Origin of the sequence: Pseudomonas sp. NFACC02, assembly GCF_900110765.1 — a bacterium.
Classification (GTDB): Bacteria; Pseudomonadota; Gammaproteobacteria; order Pseudomonadales; family Pseudomonadaceae; genus Aquipseudomonas.
The window spans coordinates 1-22,442 of record NZ_FOEO01000046.1; the positions used below are offsets into that span (position 1 = coordinate 1).

The 22,442-nt window shown below is 60.6% G+C and carries 17 protein-coding genes; 7 read left to right on the forward strand and 10 right to left on the reverse strand.

All coding sequences use genetic code 11. The annotated features are described in order from the left end of the window. Positions 1–512: 512 nt before the first annotated feature. The 5 genes from BMY73_RS23935 to ptsP all read right to left on the reverse strand — a co-directional run bounded on the left by BMY73_RS23935 (position 513) and on the right by ptsP (position 9,044). Positions 513–1,454, reverse strand: coding sequence for an AEC family transporter (locus BMY73_RS23935; RefSeq protein ID WP_062388534.1), 942 nt, complete (start codon positions 1,452–1,454; stop codon positions 513–515). A gap of 267 nt (positions 1,455–1,721) precedes the next feature. Next, entirely contained in the window at positions 1,722–3,284 is a 1,563-nt protein-coding gene (locus tag BMY73_RS23940; protein WP_092410214.1) for an alkaline phosphatase D family protein, read from the reverse strand. Between the two features lie 186 nt (positions 3,285–3,470). Next, positions 3,471–5,210: a PTS fructose-like transporter subunit IIB gene (locus BMY73_RS23945; protein WP_062388527.1), complete on the reverse strand. Its 1,740-nt coding sequence runs from the start codon at positions 5,208–5,210 to the stop codon at positions 3,471–3,473. A 31-nt stretch (positions 5,211–5,241) separates the two neighbouring features. After that, positions 5,242–6,180, reverse strand: coding sequence for a 1-phosphofructokinase (gene pfkB, locus BMY73_RS23950; protein WP_062388523.1), 939 nt, complete (start codon positions 6,178–6,180; stop codon positions 5,242–5,244). Further along, a complete protein-coding gene (gene ptsP, locus BMY73_RS23955; protein WP_092410216.1) occupies positions 6,180–9,044 on the reverse strand; it encodes a phosphoenolpyruvate--protein phosphotransferase in 2,865 nt (954 codons plus the stop codon). Before ptsP ends, pfkB begins: the two co-directional genes overlap by 1 nt. Before the next feature lie 339 nt (positions 9,045–9,383). Between ptsP and cra the strand changes: the two genes are divergently transcribed. The 5 genes from cra (at position 9,384) to BMY73_RS23980 (ending at position 13,675) form a co-directional block, all read left to right on the forward strand. Continuing rightward, positions 9,384–10,379, forward strand: coding sequence for a catabolite repressor/activator (gene cra, locus BMY73_RS23960; protein ID WP_092410218.1), 996 nt, complete (start codon positions 9,384–9,386; stop codon positions 10,377–10,379). Then, positions 10,376–11,158 (forward strand): TatD family hydrolase, encoded by a 783-nt coding sequence (locus BMY73_RS23965; RefSeq protein WP_092410220.1) that lies wholly within the window; start codon positions 10,376–10,378, stop codon positions 11,156–11,158. Before cra ends, BMY73_RS23965 begins: the two co-directional genes overlap by 4 nt. Positions 11,159–11,255: 97 nt before the next feature. After that, positions 11,256–11,681: a low affinity iron permease family protein gene (locus BMY73_RS23970; protein WP_062388510.1), complete on the forward strand. Its 426-nt coding sequence runs from the start codon at positions 11,256–11,258 to the stop codon at positions 11,679–11,681. A gap of 118 nt (positions 11,682–11,799) precedes the next feature. Beyond that, a complete protein-coding gene (locus BMY73_RS23975) occupies positions 11,800–12,921 on the forward strand; it encodes a DUF3182 family protein (protein WP_092410222.1) in 1,122 nt (373 codons plus the stop codon). Continuing rightward, the gene (locus tag BMY73_RS23980) at positions 12,905–13,675 is read left to right on the forward strand and encodes an alpha/beta hydrolase family protein (RefSeq protein ID WP_062388506.1); all 771 of its coding nucleotides are present in this window, start codon (positions 12,905–12,907) and stop codon (positions 13,673–13,675) included. The genes BMY73_RS23975 and BMY73_RS23980 overlap by 17 nt, the downstream gene beginning before the upstream one ends. Before the next feature lie 176 nt (positions 13,676–13,851). Here BMY73_RS23980 and BMY73_RS23985 read toward each other — a convergent pair whose 3' ends face one another. From BMY73_RS23985 to kdgD, 4 genes are all read right to left on the reverse strand, one after another. Further along, on the reverse strand, positions 13,852–15,063 hold the full coding sequence (locus BMY73_RS23985; protein WP_092410224.1) for a zinc-dependent alcohol dehydrogenase: 1,212 nt from the start codon (positions 15,061–15,063) through the stop codon (positions 13,852–13,854). 191 nt (positions 15,064–15,254) lie between these two features. Further along, positions 15,255–16,808, reverse strand: a complete 1,554-nt coding sequence (garD, locus tag BMY73_RS23990) for a galactarate dehydratase (protein ID WP_062388502.1) — start codon at positions 16,806–16,808, stop codon at positions 15,255–15,257. 11 nt (positions 16,809–16,819) lie between these two features. Continuing rightward, entirely contained in the window at positions 16,820–18,193 is a 1,374-nt protein-coding gene (locus tag BMY73_RS23995) for an MFS transporter (RefSeq protein WP_062388500.1), read from the reverse strand. Positions 18,194–18,461: 268 nt separating this feature from the next. Beyond that, on the reverse strand, positions 18,462–19,373 hold the full coding sequence (gene kdgD / locus BMY73_RS24000; protein ID WP_062388497.1) for a 5-dehydro-4-deoxyglucarate dehydratase: 912 nt from the start codon (positions 19,371–19,373) through the stop codon (positions 18,462–18,464). A gap of 537 nt (positions 19,374–19,910) precedes the next feature. On the opposite strand from kdgD, the gene BMY73_RS24005 reads away from it, so the two are divergent. Together BMY73_RS24005 and BMY73_RS24010 are read left to right on the forward strand one after the other, a co-directional pair. Next, positions 19,911–20,411, forward strand: coding sequence for an Hcp family type VI secretion system effector (locus tag BMY73_RS24005; protein ID WP_092410226.1), 501 nt, complete (start codon positions 19,911–19,913; stop codon positions 20,409–20,411). Positions 20,412–20,426: 15 nt separating this feature from the next. After that, a complete protein-coding gene (locus tag BMY73_RS24010; protein ID WP_092410228.1) occupies positions 20,427–20,957 on the forward strand; it encodes a DUF2778 domain-containing protein in 531 nt (176 codons plus the stop codon). A gap of 691 nt (positions 20,958–21,648) precedes the next feature. Here the strand turns inward: BMY73_RS24010 and BMY73_RS24020 are convergent. Beyond that, on the reverse strand, positions 21,649–22,398 hold the full coding sequence (locus tag BMY73_RS24020) for a FadR/GntR family transcriptional regulator (RefSeq protein WP_062388485.1): 750 nt from the start codon (positions 22,396–22,398) through the stop codon (positions 21,649–21,651). Between the last annotated feature and the right edge of the window lie 44 nt (positions 22,399–22,442).

Consider the following 22,442-nt stretch of genomic DNA (forward strand, 5'->3'; position numbering starts at 1 on the left):
AAGCCACGCTCCTACAGGGTGGCGTGCGAAGTATCGATGCACGACCCAAGAATGCGAGGAGCGTTAGCTCCAGCCCACGCTGTTCATATACGCGACAGTCCAGACACCACAAATCGCGACTTGGGTGCAGGCCAAACGCAGGCGGCGCGGAGTGGGTCGAGCGGCAGGGATGCCGCGAGAGCGCCGTCAGGGCATGGATGCCCGTTCGGCGCGGGCCCACGGAGCGTCGTCGGAGTGCGGGTACCCGACGAAGGAGGGCCAAACCAGGAGCCGGGCACTTTTGGTTACTTTTGGTGCCTTTTCAAAAGTGACCCGCCGGAGGGGCGGAAAGGTGATTCGGCGCCACCCGAGATAATGGATCTGCCCACCCTCCCAATGCCAAAACCAACGAACCAACAAACCGCGAACCTCAAAAACTAAAAAGCCCAACGTCGTCTACGTTTGGCCTGCCGCCAAGTCGCGTTCAGTGGTGCCTGAGTTTCAGTTGATACAGTCATGTGTGATTTGCAGCGCTAAATCCAACCGCCCCACTGGAGAATGAAAATCCCGATGTTAGTGGTCACCGCTGCGGCAAGCGTGGTCATGACGATGATCGACGCCGCCAGCGCGTGATTGCCTTCCGCCGCCCGCGCCATGACGAAACTCGCCGAGGCGGTCGGGGCGCCGAAGTACAGGAACAGAATCCCCAATTCTGCATGCCGGAAGCCCAGCAACCATGCGCCGAAGGTACAGACCAGCGGCAGCCAGACCATCTTCATCATGCTCGCGCTAACCGCCAGCCCGCCACTTTCGCGCAACGATTTCAGCGACAGCGTGCCGCCGATGCACATCAAGGCCAGCGGCAGCGTCATTTGCGCCAGGTAACTGCCGGAGGTGTCGAGCCATTTCGGCAGGCCGATACCGAAGTAGGCGAAGGGCGTTGCCGCGACGATGCTGATGATCAGCGGGTTGGCCAATACGCTTTTGAAGATGCTCCACGGGTCCGACTTGATCACGGGGCTGTAGACCGCCAGCACCACGGTCGACAGCGTGTTGTAGAAGAGAATCACCAGCGCCGCGAGAATGGCGCCGAGGGAAATGCCGTAGTCGCCGTACATGCTCGCGGCCAGTGCAAGACCGATAACGCCGTTATTGCCGCGAAAGGCCCCCTGAACGTAGATGCCGCGCTCCACGAACGGCACGCGATAAATCGCCCAGCCCCAGACGAGGGCGAAGCCCACCAGGGTTGCAATGATGAAGTAGATCAACACGCCCGGTTGCAGGGCTGCGTGCAGGTCGGCGTGGATAATGCCGAGAAACAGCAGCGCCGGCATCGTGCAGTTGAACACCAGCGAGGAGGCGGTGTGAATGAACGTGTCGTTGATCCAGCCGACGCGTTTGAGCACCACACCCAGAAACAGCATGGCGAACACCGGCGCCGTGATGTTCAGGGTTTCCAGAAAAATTGCCAGCATGCACGCCAAACCCTGAGCCGTCGTTAGGTGCCTAATGATAGGCCAGCGGGACGGAGAGTGTTACCGCGAATTGCGTAGTGATCGTACAACCTTCGACTAATCCGGCAGTTCTAGGAGCTGCCGGGGTGGCGTTCCACCTTGTCCCGCGATCGGCGGGGAACCCGTCGTAATCCCGCATTTGTGGTGCGACAGACAAATCGGGTGCGCAGGCCACGACGACTTCGTCGCCGATCGCGGGACAAGCCACGCTCCTACAGTGGGAAGGCGTCAGGCGATGGGGGCCGGTTGTAGCTTCTTCTCGAACACCGATACGCCATCCAGATCGCGCAGGGTCACGGTCATCTCGCCGCTTTGTCCATCGATGTTCACCTCGCCAAAAAACTGAAACCCGGCAAACGGCGAGGTGTTCTGGGCGGGCGGGGCTTTCTGGAACACCAGTTCAGGGCCGAAGGTCTTGTCCAGCGTGTTAGGTCCGTAGCTACCCGCGTTCAGTGGCCCGGCGACGAACTCCCAGAAGGGGTCGAAATCCTGGAACACGGCCTGATCCGGCTGATAGTGATGCGCGGCGCAATAATGCACGTCGGCGGTCAGCCACACGGTGTCGCGGATCTTCTGCTGACGCAGGAAACCGAGCAGCTCGGCGACTTCCAGCTCACGCCCCTTGGGTGCGCCGTTATCGGCGTTGGCAATCGCCTCCCAGCGCATCACGCCGGGGCTGACTTCACCATCCGGCACTCCCAGGCCGATGGGCATGTCGGCCGCGATCACTTTCCATTGCGCGCCGGACGCCTGCAGTTCGCGCTTGAGCCAGTCCAGTTGCGTGCGACCAAGAAATGCCGTCGTCGGCCCCGGCTTGTCGGCCAGGTTGGCATCGTTGCCGTCGCGGTAACTGCGCATGTCGAGGACAAACACGTCGAGCATCGGCCCGTAGCTCAGCTTTCGGTATACCCGCCCGCCGTTGTCGGCACTTTGCAGACGCATCGGCGCGTACTCCAGAAACGCCTGACGCCCGCGCGAGGCCAGCAACTGGATGTCCTTCACCTTGTAGCGGTCGTCCAGTTGCTTGCTCGGCGACCAGTTGTTGCTGACTTCGTGGTCGTCCCACTGCCAGATCTGCGGAACCTCGGCATTGAAGCGACGCAGGTTTTCGTCCATCAGGTTGTAGCGATAAGCACCCCGGTATTCATCCAGGGTTTCAGCGACTTTGCTCTTCTCTTCGGTGGTGATGTTGCGCCAGATCCGGCCGCTTTCGGTGACCACTTCGGCAGGCACCGGACCGTCGGCGTAAATGGTGTCACCGCTGTGAATGAAGAAGTCCGGCAATCGAAGACGCATGGCTTCGTAGATGCGCATGCCGCCGATGTCCGGGTTGATCCCGAAACCCTGGCCGACGGTGTCGCCGCTCCAGACGAACCGGATGTCGCGGCGCGCCTGAGGCACGCTGCGCAGATGCCCGAACCAGGGTTCGCTGGCAACCCCGGTCTGGGCGTCTTCGAAGAACACGCGATAGAAGATGGCCTGATCAACCGGCAGCCCGGTCAGTTCGACGCGGGCGGTGAAATCGGTGCGTTGGTCAGCCAGCAACGAAACGGTACGGCGCGGATTGCTGAACAGACTGCGGGTGTCCCACTCGACGACCATGCGCGAGGGGCGATCACTGCGGCTCCAGACCATCGCGCGATCACCTTGCAGGTCGCCCGACTGCACGCCGTCGGTCATTTTCGGACGGTCCTTGACCGAGGCGATGACGGCGGGGGCCAGACCCGGCAAGAGCAGGCCGGCGCCAGCGGCCTGAATGATGCGACGGCGTGTCAGGTCGAACTGAGTCATTGTGTTCCCTCTCAAGCGAATGCCAAAGCAAGGAACCTAACAATCGATTGTTGGGGGAATGTGACAAGCGGGAAAGGAATGTGTTGGCGGTTAGAGCGCCTTCGCGGGCAAGCGCGCTCCTACAGATGGACGCATTCCAATTGTAGGAGCGCGCTTGCCCGCGATGACGTGAGATGGCCCACCCGATCAAGCGCCCGCTGGCACCGCGTCCAGCTCCACCGCTTCCGGACGCTTCAACACCGCATACAACACCCCCGTCGCGACGCTGCCCACGATGATGGCCAGCAAATACAGCAAGGCATGGTTGATCGCGTTCGGGATCAACAACACGAACAAGCCACCGTGCGGCGCCATCAGCTTGCAGCCGAAGAACATCGACAGCGCGCCGGTCAGCGCACCGCCGACCACACTGGCCGGAATCACCCGCAGCGGGTCCTTCGCGGCGAACGGAATCGCGCCCTCGGAGATAAAGCACAGCCCCAGCACGAACGCCGCCTTCCCTGCTTCACGCTCGCTTTGGGCGAACTTGCGGCGGGCAATGACGCTGGCGATGCCCATGCCGATCGGCGGGACCATACCGGCGGCCATCGCGGCGGCCATCGGCGCGTAACTCTGAGACGCCAACAGGCCGACCGAGAACGCATACGACGCCTTGTTGATCGGGCCGCCCAGGTCGACGCACATCATCGCGCCCAGCAGCACACCCAGCAGAATCGCGTTGGTGGTGCCCATGCTGTCAAGGAAGTGGGTCAGCCCTTCGAGCATGCCCGCCACCGGTTTGCCGACCACGTAGATCATCACCAGGCCGGTGAACAGGCTCGCCAGTAGCGGAATGATCAGGATTGGTTTGAGCGCCTCGACGCTGGCGGGCAGCTTCGCGTAACGGTTGATCGCCGCCGCGCTGTAGCCCGCCAGAAAGCCTGCGATGATGCCGCCGATGAACCCGGCGCCCAAGGTGCTGGCCAACAGGCCGCCGATCATGCCTGGCGCAAGGCCCGGCCGGTCCGCGATGGAATAGGCGATGTACCCCGCCAGCAACGGCACCATCAGTTTGAATGCGGCATCACCGCCGATCTGCATCAGCGCTGCGGCCAGCGTGCCTTGTTCCTTGAAGGCGGTGATGCCGAACACGAACGACAGCGCGATCAACAAACCGCCGGCCACCACCATTGGCAGCATGAACGACACGCCGGTGAGCAGATGCTTGTAGACACCGGTTTTCTCCTTCTTGCCCGGCGCCTTTGACTTAGCGGCGGCCGATTCGACTTCCGCTTCGGCCAACGCCTTTTTCAACGTCGCCTCGGACTGCTTCAGCGCAATGCCGGTGCCGCAGCGATAGATGCGCTTGCCGGCAAACCGCTCGGTCGCCACTTCGATGTCCGCCGCCAGCAGTACCACGTCAGCCTCGGCAATCGCCTGGGCACTGAGCGGGTTACGCGCGCCGACCGATCCTTGTGTTTCCACCTGCAGGTCGTAGCCCAGTTTCTTCGCCGCCTGCTGGATCGCTTCGGCGGCCATGAAGGTGTGCGCGACGCCGGTCGGGCACGCGGTCACGGCCACCAGACGCGGCACAGCATTGACAGCAGATGCCGACGGTTCAGTGGTGACGCTGACGGTGTAGACCGTCGCCAGCTCGCTGGCCGACCGCACAAAGCTGTCGACATCCTGCAGCGCTTGGGACGGAGTCGATTGATACAGGCGCTTGCCCGCAAACCGCTTGAGGTCCAAAGGCCCCGTGTTGACCACCAACACCCAGTCCGCTGCCTCGATGTCGGCAGCCGACAGCTGTTTTTCCGGATGGCGCGGGTCATGTACTTCGACGCAGGTGCTCCAGCCCTGACGTTGCGCGGCTGCACCGAGCAGACGCGCACTGAGGACACTGCTGATTTTTCCGTTCGGACAGGCCGTAACAATGGCTAACTTCATCCCGTTTCCTCTCTTCTTGTTCGATTCGGCGTTATGCAGTCAGTGCGCGTACATTGACGCCGCTTGCCAGCCGCTTGAGTTGCACGGTGTCGTTGATCCCGAAACCAATCTGGGTCACCGCCATCGCCGCTATCGCCGTCGCAATGCGCAACGTCTGTTCGGGCGAGTGACCACTGAGCAAGCCGTGAACCATGCCCGCCAGCAACGAATCCCCGGCCCCCACCGTGCTCGCGACCGTGACTTTTGGCGGCAATGCCTGCAACGCAACAGTGGAGCTGAACCAGTGCACGCCCTCCGCGCCTTGGGAAATCACCACATGCTCGATGCCGCGCTGACGCAACGCAGCGGCTGCCTCGGCTTGAGCCGCAATCGAGATGATCGGCGCATCCAGTGCATCGGCCAGTTCTTCGGTGTTGGGCTTGATCATCCAGGGCGACGCTTCAAGCCCGGCGCGCAAGGCTTCACCGCTGGTGTCCAGCGCGACTTTCAGCCCCATGGCGTTGAGGCGCAGCAGCAGCGTTTTCAACCACTGCGCGTCGACACCGCGAGGCAGACTGCCCGCCACCACCACTGCGTCGAAATCGCCGGCGATCTGCTCGATGCGGGTCGCCAGCGCTTGCTGCGCCGCCGCACTGACGTCAGGGCCCGGGCCGTTCAGGTCGGTGATGCGGCCAGTGCTTTCCGCGAGCTTGATGTTGCTGCGCGTCTCGCCGGGCACACGCACGAACTCGTCGACAAACCCTCGTTTGGCGAACAGCGACTCGAACGGCAACTGATTGTCGACCCCGAGAAACCCCGCCACGGTCAATTCATGCCCCAGATCCGCGAGGACCTGCGCCACGTTGATGCCTTTGCCCGCTGCATGACTGAGCATGCAATCGCTGCGGTTGACCTGTCCGACCTGCAACGGCCCCAATTGCACCGTCAGGTCGAGCGCCGGGTTCATGGTCAATGTCAGAATTTTCGCCATTACAGCCCCTCCACGAGGGCACGCACTTCAGCGGCACTCCCCACAGCCAGCGCGGCCTGCGCGAGCTGTCGGGCACCAATCACATTCAAGTCACGCACGCAGGCTTTCACTTCGCCCACACTGCGCGCCGCGACACTCAATTCATCCACGCCCAGACCGACCAGCACGGGCACCGCCAGCGGATCAGCCGCCAATTCGCCGCACACACCGACCCATTTGCCATGGGCATGGGCCGCGCGCACGGTGATGTCGATCAGTTGCAGCACCGCAGGGTGCAAGCCGTCGGCCTGGGCCGATAACGTCGGATGGCCGCGGTCGATGGCCAGCGTGTATTGCGTCAGGTCGTTGGTGCCGACGCTGAAGAAGTCCACTTCCCTGGCCAGCACCGGCGCCAGCAAGGCGGCCGACGGCACCTCGATCATGATCCCCAACTGAAGATCGGCGACCGGAATCTCCAGCCGCAGGCGCTCGGTCATGTCCCGCGCCTGACGCCACTCTTCGACGGTGCCGACCATCGGGAACATGATGCGCAGAGGACGGTTGTCGGCCGCACGCAGCAACGCGCGCAGCTGGCTTTCCATCACGTCTGGACGTTGCAGGGTCAGGCGAATGCCGCGCACGCCCAGAAACGGGTTTTCTTCCTTGTCGATGGGCCAGTACGGCAGCGGTTTGTCGCCGCCGACGTCCAGCGTGCGAACGACCAGTGGACGTCCCTGGAGGTCGTCGAGCACGCGGCGGTATTCGGCTTCTTGCGTCGCTTCATCGGGCGCGGAACTGTGCGCCATGAACAGTAATTCGGTGCGCAACAGACCGATGCCCTCGGCGCCCTGCTCCACGGCCGCCGGCGTACCGGCGCTGTCGCCGATATTGGCGAACACTTCGACCGGGTGGCCGTCCTTGGTGATGGCCGGCTCCATGCGCAATGCCGCGGCGGCTTTCAGGCGCTGCTCGCGGGTGTCGCGGTCAAGCAGCGCGCGCTGTAGCGTCAGGTCATCGGGCGCGACATCGAGACGGCCGCGCTGGCCATCGATCAGCAGGCGCGTGCCGGACTTGATCAGCAGCACGGCATCGCCCGCGCCGACCAGCGCAGGAATGCCCAGCGCCCGGGCAACGATGGCGCTGTGGGCCGTCGCCCCGCCGCGCGCGGTCAGAATCCCGGCGACGCGAGCCGGGTCCAGACGCGCGACATCAGAAGGACCGACTTCGTCCATCACCAGGATGTAAGGCTCTTCAGGCTCGATCAGGTCGTCGACACCGCAGATCTGCGCCAACACACGGCGACCCACATCGCGAAGGTCGGCGGCGCGCTCGGCCAGGAGCGCGTCCTTGAGCTGTTCCTGTTGCACGGCGGCGGCTTCGATCACCTTCATCCACGCGGCGGCAGCGCTCTCGCCTTGTTTCAGGCGCAATACGACCTCGTCGACCAGCTCAGGGTCTTCGAGCATTTCTTGGTGAGTGACGAAAATCTCGCGAATGGCCTTGGCGGTGCTGCGCTGAATCAGCGCCTCGATGTCGTGACGCACTTGCTCCAGGGCCGCGTGCAGACGTTCGTGCTCGGCGGTGTGGGACTCGCCGCGCAACGGGTAGTCGAACACGGGCAGCACGTGCACATGGGCAGGGCCGGTGGCGATGCCCGGCGCGGCGGGCACCGCTTGTATCTGTGAACCGTCAGCCGGTGCCTTCAGGGATTGTTTCTCCGGCACGGTGGCGACCGGCGTCCGCGCGGTTTCGGTCGGCAGCGGCTCGATCTCCTCACCCAGGCCCTCCCGCACGGCAGCAACCAGCGCGGGCAACGCATCCGCTGCCACGGCGGGTTCTGCGATGAACTCCAGGACTTGGCCACGACGAACGCCCAGGCTCAGCAGTTTGCTCAGGCTTTTCGCGGACACCGGGTTCTCGGTCGAATCGACAATGCGCACCCGCACGTCGCCCTCGAAGCCCTTCGCCAGCTGAGCGAGGATCTTGGCCGGCCGTGCGTGCAAGCCGTGAGCATTGGCCAACACCACACGTTCGCTCGGCCAGTCTGGCGGCACGTCACCGCCCAGTGCCTGAAGGACGGCGCGGCTGCTGGTGGCCTGGCCCAGTTCATGGCCACGCCCTTCGATCAGCAATGCACAGAGCCGCTCCAGCAGCGCTTGATGGGATTCACCCAGGCTGGCCAGACAGAACAGGCCGGTCAGCGGTTGCCCCAGATGACGCATCGGTTTGTCCGGGGTGACGAACGCCAGCCCGGGTTTGTTGACCATCTGCTCACTGTGCAGCCACCAGAGTCCCTCGCCCAGCGGCAACGGCTCGACCTGTTGCAGCACAGCGGCGAATCCGTTGTTGACACAGTCCGCGCGACGCAACAGCCGTGCGCCCCGCCAGACCAGTTCCTCAAAATCATCCACCGAGGCGCCCAGGCTGATCATCTGCGCATCCAGCGCAAGCTCCTGCGGCGCGCCTTGCAGCAGCTTGAGCAGCGACTCGGGACTCTTCGCCTGACGCAAGGCTTCGCCGAGGTCGGTTTCGCCCAGGGCGCGGGTCAGCAGTTGCAGCAGACGCAGGTGCTCATCGGACTTGGCGGCAATACCAATGGCCAGGTAGACCATCTGCCCGTCGCCCCAATCCACGCCCTGCGGGAACTGCATCAGGCGCACGCCCGTGGCAAACACCTGATCGCGGGTTTGCGGCGTGCCGTGAGGAATTGCGATGCCCTGCCCCAGAAAGGTCGAGCCCTGCTGTTCGCGGGCCTGCAAACCTTGCAGGTAACCCGGCGCTACCAGGCCATCGGCGACCAACAGGTCAGCGAGCAACTGCAACGCGGCAGGTTTGTCGGTCGCCACCTGGTCCATGGAAATTTGCTCAACGGTCAGCTCGAGCATGCCTTTCTCCTGTACAGCGCACGGTGGCGCCTAATTTTTGTTGTAAGACCGTGTATCAACGGTCAAATGCCGCAACAACGCCAGACTTCGACCGACGCTATTGCTCGATTACAGCCATAAACAGGCTTGCTGAATCGTTTAATCTAGATGGGCGGGCACGTTACTCGATAATCTCCGCAGATTGAAGCTCATCTGGTCGATTGCTGTAGGAAGCGTCCTAAAAAACCTGGGAGCTTCATTCATGCCCAGGGTCTGCTGTAATGATGACCGCGAATCGGTGAAAATCCTCCGCGCATAGATCCACCTTAATGACCCGCCCATAACAAAAGGAAGTTCGGCTTGAAACTCAGTGATATTGCGCGTCTGGCCGGTGTTTCGGTGACCACCGCCAGCTACGTGATCAACGGCAAGGCCGAACAGCAGCGCATCAGCAACGCGACGGTCGAGCGCGTCCGCGCCGTGGTCGAAGCTCATGGTTTCCGGCCGAACCCACAGGCCGCCGGCCTGCGCAGTCGTCATACCCGCACACTGGGTTTCATCCTCCCCGACCTTGAAAACCCCAGCTACGCCCGGATTGCCAAGCAGCTTGAACAGGGTGCCCGGGCACGGGGCTATCAGTTGCTGATCGCCAGTTCCGACGACGATCCCATCAGCGAACTGCAATTGTTGCAGCTATTCCGCGCCCGACGTTGCGACGCGCTGTTCGTCGCCAGTTGCCTGCCCGCCAGCGATGACAGTTATCGTGCGCTGCAACAGCAAGGCATTCCCGTGATCGCCATCGACCGGGAGATGGACCCGGCGCATTTCTGCTCGGTGGTCAGCGACGACCACGACGCCAGCCAGCAGTTGACCCGCAGCCTGCTCGAGACCCGGCCAAAACACATCGCGCTGATCGGCGCCCGCCCCGAGCTCAGTGTCAGTAAAGCGCGTGCCAGCGGTTTCGAAGACGCACTGGACGGTTTCAAGGGCTCGGTGATCGTTGAACACGGCGAATCCTTCAGTCGCGACTGCGGCCTTCGGATCGCCGGCGACATGCTGGACCGCCTGGGGTATTTCCCGGATGCCTTGATCACCACGTCCTACGTACTGCTGCAGGGCGTATTCGACCTCCTGCATCAGCGCCGCCTCAACCCGGATCAACTGCACCTGGGCACGTTCGGTGACACGCAACTGCTCGACTTCCTGCCCTTGCCGGTCAATGCCATGGCCCAGCAACATCAGTTGATCGCCGAAAAAGCCTTGTCGCTGGCGTTGTCCGCCATTGAACAAGACCAGTACGAACCCGGCGTACACGCCATTGTGCGGACCTTCAAACAGCGGATTCACGAGGCCTGAACATGAGGCTGATCGATACCCACACCCACCTGGATTTCGATGACTTCGAGGCCGACCGCCAGGCAGTGCTCAATCGCTGCCAACAGGTGGGTGTCGAGCGGATGGTCGTATTGGGTGTCTATCAGCGCAATCTGCAGCGCGTGTGGGATCTGGCGCTGAGTGAACCTCAGGTCTACGCCGCGCTGGGACTGCACCCGATTTACCTCGACGAACATCGCCCGGAACATGTGCAGGAACTGCGCGACCGGCTGGCAGCCGTGGCCGGCCATCCGAAGCTCTGCGCTGTGGGGGAGATCGGGCTGGATTACTACGTCGAATCGCTGGACCGCGAACACCAGCAAACCGTGTTCGACAGCCAGTTGCAGATGGCCGCCGACTTCAACCTTCCTGCCCTGCTCCATGTCCGCCGCAGCCACGCCGACACGATCGCGACCCTCAAGCGCTTCAAGCTCAAACGCAGCGGTATCGTCCATGCCTTTGCCGGAAGCCGTGAAGAGGCCAGGGAATACATCAAGCTGGGCTTCAAACTGGGCCTGGGCGGCGCGGCGACCTGGCCGCAAGCGTTGCGCATGCACCGGGTCATCGCCGAGTTGCCGCTCGACAGCGTGGTCCTGGAAACCGACTCGCCCGACATGGCGCCTGCGATGTATCCCCATGTGCGTAACAGCCCGGAGCACTTGCCGGACATCTGCAAAGCACTGGCTGACCTGATGAAGATTTCCGCCGAACGCTTGAGCCTGGCCAGTACCGAAAATGCCAACGCGCTGTTCGGCTGGTAGTGACGAGCCGTTTGCCTGAATTCATTTTGTAAGAAGAAATTTCAGTGCATGGCTGCGGTCCCTTGGTTATCACCCTCGATCGCTAAGGACACCGGTAATGAAATTCTCCAAGTTCGCGCAGGCCCTGTCGAAATGGACCGGCAGCCCCCGGACCTTTCTGGTGGCCGTGCTGCTGATTTGTACCTGGGCTTCAACCGGGCCGCTGTTTCACTACAACGACACCTGGCAACTGATCATCAATACCTCGACCACCATCATTACCTTCCTGATGGTGTTCCTGATCCAGAACACCCAGAACCGCGATACCGATGAGTTGCACATCAAGATCGATGAGCTGCTGCGCGTGACCAAGGATGCGCAGAACGCGGTGTTGAGCCTGGACAACCTGGACCAGAAAGAACTGCGTGAACTGCGCAAGAAATATAAAGCGATGGGCGATCAGGAGGAGGCGGATCACACCCAGCCGTTTCCAGCGTGCGACGCAGACCTTGATAAAGATCCGGGCCAGGCAGTCAACCATTGATCAGCCGTTCAGGAACTACGGGGTACTGCGGCCTTCATACGTCATGCAGGTTGATCGGCTCCGTGCTGATCTGATGTGCGCTTCCTCCATTCGCAGGATTGCAACAGGGAGTTCGCCCATGAGCGGATCACGCAGCGTTGCACAGTCTGAAGTCGTTCTGCTGGCTACTCACAAACAACTCGCCACCCATGAAACCGTCGTGCAGCAGGCACTTGGCGAACGCATCGCCAGATTACTGGGCGCGACCTTCGTCGGCGCTTACGACCCGGCGCTGCACAAAGGCCGCGCGCTTTACTACATCCCCTCCGACACGCTGATTGGCAAAAAAGAAGGCGATGCGCTGGGCATTCACAGCGTCGACGACTTCTTCGGAGGGCTGATCGATTACCCGTTCATGGCCACCAAAGCGATCTCTCATCCCCTGCTTGAAGGCGCCACGGCGAAACCCGAGGGCTGGTCGGATCGCTTCTTCGAGGATGCCGCCGACGCCGTACTCACCGGTTACAGCGTTTTCAACGAAGCCGATGCCAGACGTGCGGGTCGACAGTTGCTCAAGAACGGGCCGGTGCGCCTCAAACCGGTGCTGGCAACCGCGGGGCGGGGTCAGCTGGTGGTCAGCGCGGAAGCGGACCTGGACAAGGCCATCGCCGAGCAAGACATGGCCGAGGTCGAGGAATGGGGGCTGGTGCTGGAAGAGGACTTGAGCGACGTCATCACCTACAGCGTCGGGCAGATTCAGGTCGCGGGCATCATGGTCAGCTATCACGGCACCCAGAGTCTGACCAAAGACAACAGCGGCGAGACGGTCTACGGCGGCTCACAACTGTGGCTGGTGCGTGGCGGCTACGACGACTTGCTCACGCTTGACCTCGAAGACGACGTGCGCCGGTCCGTCACCCAGGCCATGACCTACGAAAAAGCCGCGCTGGATTGCTTCCCGGACTTTCTCGCGTCACGCCGCAACTACGACATCGCCCACGGCACCAATGCACGCGGCCAGGTGTGTTCCGGTGTGTTGGAACAGTCCTGGCGCATCGGAGGGGCCAGCCCCGCTGAAGTCGAGGCGCTGGTGGCGTTTGCCGCCGATCCGCAATTGCAGCGCATCTGCGCCTCCAGTCACGAAATCTACGGGCCGACCACGTTGCCCGCCGATGCCCATGTTCTCTACGAAGGCGAAGACCCCGAGGTCGGCCTTATCAGTAAATTCACACAGGTCCAGCCTTATGACCGTACGCAGTGAAACCATCGACATCGCCGTCAACAACGACGCTATCTCCGGCACCATCCTCACACCCGGCGCCAAAATGCCCGGCATTCTCTTCGTTCATGGCTGGGGCGGCAGCCAGCAGCGTGACCTGGCGCGGGCGAAGAACATCACGGGTCTGGGTTGCGTGTGCCTGACCTTCGATCTCCGCGGCCACGAGCGCACCCATGAAATGCGCGCCTCTGTCTCTCGCGAACACAGCATGGAAGACCTGCTGGCGGCGTACGACCGGCTCGCCAGTCATCCGGCAGTGGATAACAACGCGATTGCGGTGATCGGCAGCAGTTACGGTGGCTATCTGGCGACCATTCTCAGCGGCATGCGCCCGGTACGCTGGCTCGCGCTGCGTGTGCCGGCACTGTACTGGGACGCTGACTGGGACATGCCTAAACAAGCCCTGGACCGCGACAAGCTGGCGCATTATCGGCGCTCGGCAGTGACCGCCGCCGACAATCGCGCACTGGCGGCGTGCAAAGACTTCAAGGGTGACGTGCTGCTGGTCGAATCCGAGCAGGACGACTACGTGCCCCATGCGACGCTGATGAGCTATCGCACGGCATTCGATCTGGCGCATTCATTGACTTACCGCCTGCTGGACGGAGCCGATCACGGACTGAGCAGCGACAACAGCCAGCGTGCCTACACGACACTCCTGACCGACTGGATCAGCGAAATGGTCATTGGCTCGCGCCTTGTGGATTACCCGCACCATTCGGCGGCGTATTCGTAAATGCCGCCACATGCCCGACTCGGACACTATTGAACTTCCTGTGGGAGCGAGCCTGGTCTGGGCGGCATTCCGACGAAGCGTTGGCTCGCGCTCAAGCGACTTTTCGAACATACCGACCTCTCGCGAGCAAGCTCACTCCTGCAGGTAAAGTGTTGCGCTGACAGCATGCAGTTTGACTACAACACCGCATCGTTGGCTGAAGCATCCACCCGGCTGTCGAAGCCCGGCGTGAGAATGATCTTGCGGCAGTCCTCTTCCTTCTTGTCGAAGATCGCGTACCCGTCCGCGGCCTCCTCCAGCGACAGGCGATGGGTGATGATTGTTTCCGGGGCCAGCGCGCCTTCCTCGATCAACTTCAGCAACTCTGGCAGATAACGATGCACATGGGTCTGGCCCATCTTGAAGGTCAGGCCCTTGTCGAAGGCGTCGCCAAACATGAAGCCATGAATGAACCCGGAATACACACCCGGCACGCTTACCGTCCCGCCGCGCCGTACCGAGGCGATGCACTGGCGTAGCGCCTTGCCGCTGCTGCCTTCGAGCTTGAGCGTGGCGAGGATGGTTTCCGTGGTACTGCCTTTGGCTTCAAAGCCTACGGCATCGATCACGGCGTCCACGCCGCGCATGCCGGCGGTCTGGCGAATGATGGTGTCAGCCGGATCGTCGTCTTCGTCGAAATTGATCGGAATCACGCCATAGGTGAACTGCGCGTACGCCAGGCGATAGGCATGGTGATCGACCATGAAGATCTTTTCTGCCCCGAGCATTTTCGCGCACGCCGCGCTCAATAATCCGACCGGACCCGCGCCGTAAATGGCGACGCTCGACCCCTTCCCAACCCCGGCATTGAGCACCGCTTGCCAGGCAGTGGGCAGGATGTCGGACAGGAACAGGACCTTCTCGTCAGCCAGGCTGCCGGGCACTTTGAACGGGCCGACATTGCCTTTCGGAACGCGAACATATTCGGCTTGCCCGCCCGGCACGCCGCCGTATAAATGGCTGAAACCGAAGAGCGCTGCACCCGGGGGGATGGATTTTTTGTTGAGGATCGCACCCCGGCCGGTGTTGGTCGTTTCACACGCGGCGAACGCATCGATCTGACAGAAAAAACAACTGCCACAGGCGATGACAAAAGGAATGACCACACGATCGCCGGGCTTGACCGCCGTGACCTGAGGACCGACTTCTTCCACGATCCCCATGAACTCGTGGCCGAAAATATCGCCCTGTTCAGTGGCGGGAATCTTGCCGCGATACAGGTGCAGATCAGAACCGCAGATGGCCGTGGCGGTGACCTTCAACAGTACATCGTCGGCTTCCTGGATGACCGGATCTGCAACGGTCTCGACACGCACATCGTGGGCGCCGTGGTACGTCAGTGCACGCATGAACATCTCCTTGTCTTGCAGGCAAAACCGCCGGGGCAGACGGGCTCTGAGAACGCATGCAATAAGGATAGGTGCGAACGGGTTGAAGTTCAGGGCGGTCGATGGCAAGTGACCAGCGGGCGGGATTGATACCGGAACGATACGGGACAAGCCACGCTCCGCCAGGGTGCGCGGCCTGTCCGTCGGATGACTCAGGTAATCGGCGCCGGGTTGAACAGGGTAATGTCGTTGTGCAAACGGTAGTGCTCGGTCCAGGTCTTCTTCTTGCCGCTGGCGACGTCGAGATAGAAATGGAACAGCTCCCAACCCAGCTCTTCGATGCTGGCGCGGCCAGTGGCGATACGGCCGGCATCGATGTCGATCAGGTCCGGCCAACGCTGGGCCAGCTCGGTACGGGTCGACACCTTCACCACCGGTGACATCGCCAGACCGTACGGCGTACCGCGACCGGTGGTGAACACATGCAGGTTCATGCCGGCAGCCAGTTGCAGCGTGCCACAGACAAAATCACTCGCCGGTGTCGCGCAGAAAATAAGGCCTTTGCGAGTCACACGTTCACCAGGACCCAGCACCCCGTTGATCGCGCTGTTGCCCGACTTGACGATGGAGCCGAGGGACTTCTCGACGATGTTCGACAGCCCGCCCTTCTTGTTGCCAGGCGTGGTGTTGGCGCTGCGGTCCGCTTCGCCTTTGGCCAGGTAACGGTCGTACCAGTCCATCTCTCGAACCAGTTCTTCAGCGACCTCGGTGGTTTCGGCACGGGAGGTCAGCAGATAGATCGCATCGCGAACTTCGGTCACTTCCGAGAACATCACCGTCGCGCCTGCGCGCAGCAGCAAGTCCGAGGCGTAACCCAGCGCCGGGTTGGCGGTGATGCCGGAAAACGCATCGCTGCCACCGCACTGCATGCCCAGAATCAGCTCGGACGCCGGCACCGTTTCGCGACGACGCTGATCGAGTTTCTTCAGGCGCACCTCGGCCAGCGCCATAATCTGCTCGATCATCTCGTTGAAGCCGTGGCTGGAGTCCTGCAGGCGATACATCCACTCATCGCTCAGGTCGACCGAAGGATCGTCCTGGTGCATCACCTGATCGGCTTGCAGTTTTTCGCAGCCCAGCCCGATGACCAGTGCCTCGCCACCCAGGTTCGGGTTGCGCGCCAGGTTACGCACCGTACGGATCGGGATGTAGGCGTCCTTGGCCGTGATCGCCACGCCACAGCCGTAGGTGTGGGTGATGGCCACGACATCGTCGACGTGCGGGTATTTGGGCAGCAGCTCCTCGCGAATGCGCTTGACCGCAAAATCCAGCACACCCGTGACGCACTGCACGGTGGTGGTGATGCCCAGAATGTTGCGCGTGCCAACCGTGCCGTCGGCGTTGCGATACCCCTCGAAGGTGAAGCCTTCCAGCGGCTCGCCCTTGCCTGGCACTTCCGTCGACAGCGGCAGGCTGTCCAGCGGCGGCGCGCTCGGCATGCGCAATTGATCTTCCTTGACCCAACTGCCACGCGGGATCGGTTGCAGGGCATAACCGATGGTCTGCCCATAGCGAATCACCGCCCCACCTTCGGGAATATCCACCGTATTGACCTTGTGGCTCTGCGGCACGTTATCGATGGTCACCAGACCATTGTCGAATGCTGTCCCCGCCGGTACGCCCTGGTCGTTGACCACGACAACGACGTTATCGCGCTCATGCAAGCGGATGTAACGCGGCGAGTCGGCATGCTGGATCAAGTTCATCACGGTTTTCCTCAGATTTTCGCTTCAGAAAGCTTGCCGGCTTCGCTGGCCGGAAAATCACCCTGCGTTGGGGTGTCTTTCAATTCCACACGCTTGATCTCGCCCACGATAAACACGTAGCTGATCACCGCCACCAGCGCGTTGGCCCCGACGAACACCAGCGCCCATTTGAACGAGCCGGTCGAGCTGATGATGTAACCAATGACGATCGGGGTGGTGATCGATGCGATGTTGCCGAACATGTTGAACAGACCGCCGCTTAAACCGGCGATTTGTTTTGGCGAAGCGTCAGACATGACCGCCCAGCCCAGCGCGCCCACGCCCTTGCCGAAGAAGGCCAGCGCCATGAAGCCCACGACGACCCATTCGATGTCGACGTAATTGCAGGTCACGATGGACGTCGACAGCAACAGGCCACCAATGATGGGCGCCTTGCGGGCGAAGGTCAGCGATTTGCCACGACGCAGCAGGAAGTCGGAAATGATGCCGCCCAGGACACCACCGATGAAGCCGCAGATCGCCGGCAACGAGGCGATGAAGCCGGCCTTGAGGATCGTCATGCCGCGTTCCTGCACCAGGTATACCGGGAACCAGGTCAGGAAGAAGTAGGTGATGCCGTTGATGCAGTACTGCGCCAGGTAGATGCCCAGCATCATGCGGTTGGTCAGTAGCTGCTTCACGTAATCCCATTTAGGGCCGCCGCTCTTGCCTTTGCCCTTGTCGTTATCCATGTCGACCATGCCGCCGTTGTGGGCGATGTGATCAAGTTCTTCCTGGTTGATCATGGGGTGATTGCGCGGGCTGTGGATGATTTTCAGCCAGATCAGCGAAAACACGATACCGACGCCGCCCATCACCACGAACACGTGCTGCCAGCCGAACGTGAAGACGATCCAGCCCATGATCGGGGCGAACAGAACGGTGGCGAAGTATTGCGCCGAGTTGAAAATCGCCGAGGCGGTACCGCGCTCGGACGTAGGGAACCAGGCCGCCACGATACGGGCGTTACCGGGGAAAGACGGCGCTTCGGCCAGCCCCACCAGGAAGCGCAACATGAACAGCGCAACGATGGCGGTCGAGAGACCGAATTCACCGACATAGCCTTGCAGCACGGTGAACAGCGACCAGGTAAAGATGCTCAGTGCATAGACTTTCTTGGAGCCGAAGCGATCAAGCAGCCAGCCACCCGGGATCTGACCGGCCACGTAGGCCCAGCCAAAGGCGGAGAAGATATAACCGAGGGTGACGGCGTCGATGCCGAGGCTTTTCTGCAGACTGGAGCCGGCAATGGCGATGGTTGCACGGTCGGCGTAGTTGATCGTGGTCACCAGAAACAGCATGAGCAGGATCAAATAGCGGACGTGAGTCGGCTTGTTTTTTGACATGTTCGAAACTCCCACTAATTATTTTTTTGCGCGGGTTAAACGATCTTTTATGTGCGTACTGCTCGCCTCTGCCCCTAAATCCAGATGCGATTGAAGCGGGTGTTGGTCGTGACCCCACGGTGACACCCGGGGACACACGACTGCGCGGGCAATCCTGCCGCGCCAACGGTTTGAAAACGGAAAATGCGGGATCGTGGCAACCTTGAACCACAACGTCTCGACGGCAAAAAACCGCTGATCGCTCAGCGGTTTTGCGGCAGGTCAGCTGTTATTGCTGGCCTTGCTTGTCCATCAGTGCAGCCAGCATTTCAAACTCTTCCTTAGTCAGGTCAGTCAGCGGAGCGCGGACCGGACCTGCGTCGTAACCGGCGATTTTCGCGCCCGCTTTGACGATGCTCACCGCGTAGCCGGCTTTGCGGTTACGGATGTCCAGATACGGCAAGAAGAAGTCATCGATCAGCTTGCCGACCGTGGCGTGGTCGTCCTTGGCGATCGCATGGTAGAAGTTCATCGCCAGCTTCGGTACGAAGTTGAACACGGCCGAGGAGTAGACCGGCACGCCCAGGGCCTTGTAGGCAGCGGCGTAGACTTCAGCGGTCGGCAGACCACCCAGGTAGGAAAAGCGGTCGCCCAGGCGACGGCGAATGGAAACCATCAGTTCGATGTCACCCAACCCGTCTTTGTAGCCGATCAGGTTCGGGCAGCGCTCAGCCAGCTGCTCCAACAGCACAGGGGTCAGGCGGCAAACGTTACGGTTATAGACAACCACGCCGATCTTGACCGATTTGCAGACCGCTTCAACGTGGGCGGCAACACCGTCCTGGCTGGCTTCGGTCAGGTAGTGAGGCAGCAGCAGCAGGCCTTTGGCCCCTAGACGCTCGGCTTCTTGAGCCATGGCGATGGCTTGGCGGGTCGGACCACCCACGCCCGCCAGAATGGGCACCGACTTTTCGCAGGTATCGACGGCAGTCTTGATGATTTCGGAATATTCGTCGCTGGTCAGGGAGAAGAACTCACCTGTACCGCCCGCTGCGAACAATGCGGAGGCGCCATACGGGGCGAGCCACTCCAGACGCTTGATGTAACCCGCGCGGTGGAAATCGCCCTGGGCATTGAAGTCGGTAACCGGGAAGGACAGCAGACCGTGGGAAAGGATGGACTTCAGTTCTTGTGGATTCATTATTCGAACACCCTGGGAAGCTAATTGTGTGATTGGATCACCAGACCTGCGCTGATGTCGTAAGTCATCGTACAACTGCAAAGAAGATCCCTCAATAGGGGCGTGGAATTATTTATCGGGCGAGGATGAGCGGTGATACCGGCGAACATCTATGTGACGACAGGTCCGGACTGTAGGAGCGCGCTTGCCCGCGATCTGCTGCGAAGCGGCAGTGAAATCAGGCGACGCGGCGTTTCAGATAGATCGGGTGTACCGGGTTTGCTACCGCTACGCGGCAGATCGCGGGCAAGCGCGCTCCTACAGACTGAGTAAGCGCACGAGAACGACCATGGCGGCTGCAGAACATCAGGTCATACGACCTCAAGCCCGCTGCGATTCTGCCCCTCTCGCGAGACTGTTCCGTAGTCCAGACCCTACCCGCCTGTAGTCCATCTCTGAAACTGATCCGACGCCCCCCTCCGCACGCTTTGTTGCAATCCACCCAATCGTTACAGTTTCTTCGCAGCATCAACGGACCATTTACCGCAGGGACATAGCATGGCTATTGACGCATTTCTGAAAATCGACGGCATCCCGGGCGAATCGCTCGACGCTCAATTCGGCGACTGGATCGAGATGGAAGATTTCGATGTGGGCGCCAGCCAGTCAGCTTCCGCCACCAAGACGAGTTCGGGCGGCGCTTCCAGCGGCCGGGCACGGATGAGTGATCTGTTCTTCCGCAAAGCCGTCGACAAGGCAACCCCCAAACTTCACGAAGCCTGCTGCAGCGGCAAGCACTTCAAAGAAGTGAAGATCGCGCTGAATCGCGCCGGGACCGACAAGGTGAAGTACATGGAAATCAAGCTGGAAGAGGTGATCATCTCGTCGGTCTCACTGGCCGGAAATGGCAGCGTGGAAGGCGGATTTCCAAGCGAAATCGTTCGCCTGAACTATGCGCGGATCAAGATGGCTTACATCCAGCAGAAACGCTCCGACGGTTCGGGCGGCGGACAGGTTGTCGGAGGCTGGGATGGTGTCGCAAATAAGGTTTATGCCTGATCAGAGGGAGCTGAAATGAATAACGAAGAAGCAACTTCCGATCTAGTGTATTGCACCTATGTGCTCAATGGTGAGCCCTTGAGCCGGTTGGTATGTGATGGTGTGTCTTATGATGCGTTTTCTGGGGACGCATCCAGTTATGTCAATGATGTGCGCTATCAGGATGTCCCGAAGTTTGGGCCACTCCCTCTTGGAAAGTATTACATTCTTGATAGGGAGTCGGGGGGAGCATTTGGGTGGATCATACAGCCCAGCAAAGACTATTGGGCAGGTACAGACAGAAGCTCATGGCTAAGCCTTTATCGCGATGATGGAGTCATAGACGATACAACCCTAATCAACGGTACACAAAGAGGTGCATTCCGAATCCATCCAATCGGACCGGCTGGTATTAGTGAAGGCTGCGTAACACTGTTCTCCCCTCTGGCCTTTGAGCTGCTTAGAACCTACATCCGTAGCCGAAGTGGTAAGTTCCTTCCCGGCAAAAGCGTAAAATACTACGGAATATTAGAGGTTATTGAAGAAAAATCGTTTTCCATTCAATAAATACGAACGATAAGTTCGAGGGGTACTGATGCTATTTTTCCGATTAGTGGGGAGGATTTTGATCCTTGCCGGACAGGTCACTCTCACGCTCACCCTCACTATAATTTTTGGCTATATTCTGCTGAATCTAGGCCCCGTCAGATGGATACACCAAACCTGGATCGGATCAAATGCTCTAGGATGGTTGCTCCAATTCATGGGTTGGGAAGGAATAGAATACACGTTGGACACGCTGGTTCTACTGTCTTACGGCTCTATGCTGCCACCATCGATATGGATATCGGTAGTGCTATCCCGTTATTTAGGAACCTTTAAAATTCGAGGCAATAAAAAATGCTCGTCCGCATCCTAATCAAAAAAATATTGACAGGAATCGTACAACTTTTCTTTATCCTCGCACTGACGCTTGCACTCGGATACTGCGTCCTGCACTTGGCAATAGCTCAATGGCTATTCAATAGCTGGTTAGGCACAGGTATCCATCAATGGTTTCTGGACAACATGGGCAGCAAGGATCTTCGCGACATGCTGGATTGCTTCACCATCATGTGGCTAAGCATGACCCCATCCATCGCCGTCTGGATCTGTGTATTACTGACTAGAAACCTGCGACACAGAATGAATACGCCTGCCCCCGCTCCGCCGTAGGACACCGAGCGTTCACGGCATCCCTCTGGTCAGCGAAACATACTCAAGCCCGCTGTGACTCAGCCTCTTCATGAGCATGACGCAGCCGCTCGCGGCTGTTGGTCAGATGCAGGCGCATGGCAGCGCGTGCGGCATCGGAGTCCTGGCGGGCGATGGCGTCGTAGATTTCTTCGTGCTCGCGGCTCAGACGGCTCATGTAATGCTGATGATCGTCGTGGGCCAGGCGCGCGGAATTCAACCGGGTCCGAGGGATGATGCTGGTGCCCAGGTGAGTCATGATGTCCGTGAAATAGCGGTTGCCGGTGGACAGTGCAATCGCCATGTGGAACTGGAAATCCGCGCCGACCGCATCGCTGGCATGCGAGGCACTTTCGTTGAGTGCGTCGAGCGCAGCCCGCATGTCGGCCAGTTGCTCGGCCGATCGACGCTGAGCCGCCAGGCCGGCGGACTCGACCTCAAGGCTGATGCGCAGTTCGAGAATCGCCAGGACATCGCGCAGGGTGACGATCGTCGCCGGGTCGATGCGAAAACCACTCGGGCTTGGGGTGTCCAGCACAAACGTGCCGATACCGTGACGCGTTTCCACCAGGCCGGATGCCTGCAGGCGTGAAATGGCCTCACGTACGACAGTGCGGCTAACGCCCTGCTCTTCCATGATCGCGGACTCTGTCGGCAACTTGTCGCCACGCTTGAGCGCCCCGCTGCGAATCCGCTCGGAGAGTTCGGTCACTAATTCCTGCGCGAGGCTGCGGTGCTTTCTGCGTGCGCGAGGCGGAGCACTCTGATTTTCCATATCCAACATGCATCTCTAAATACGCTGAAAGGCTAATAGTAGCT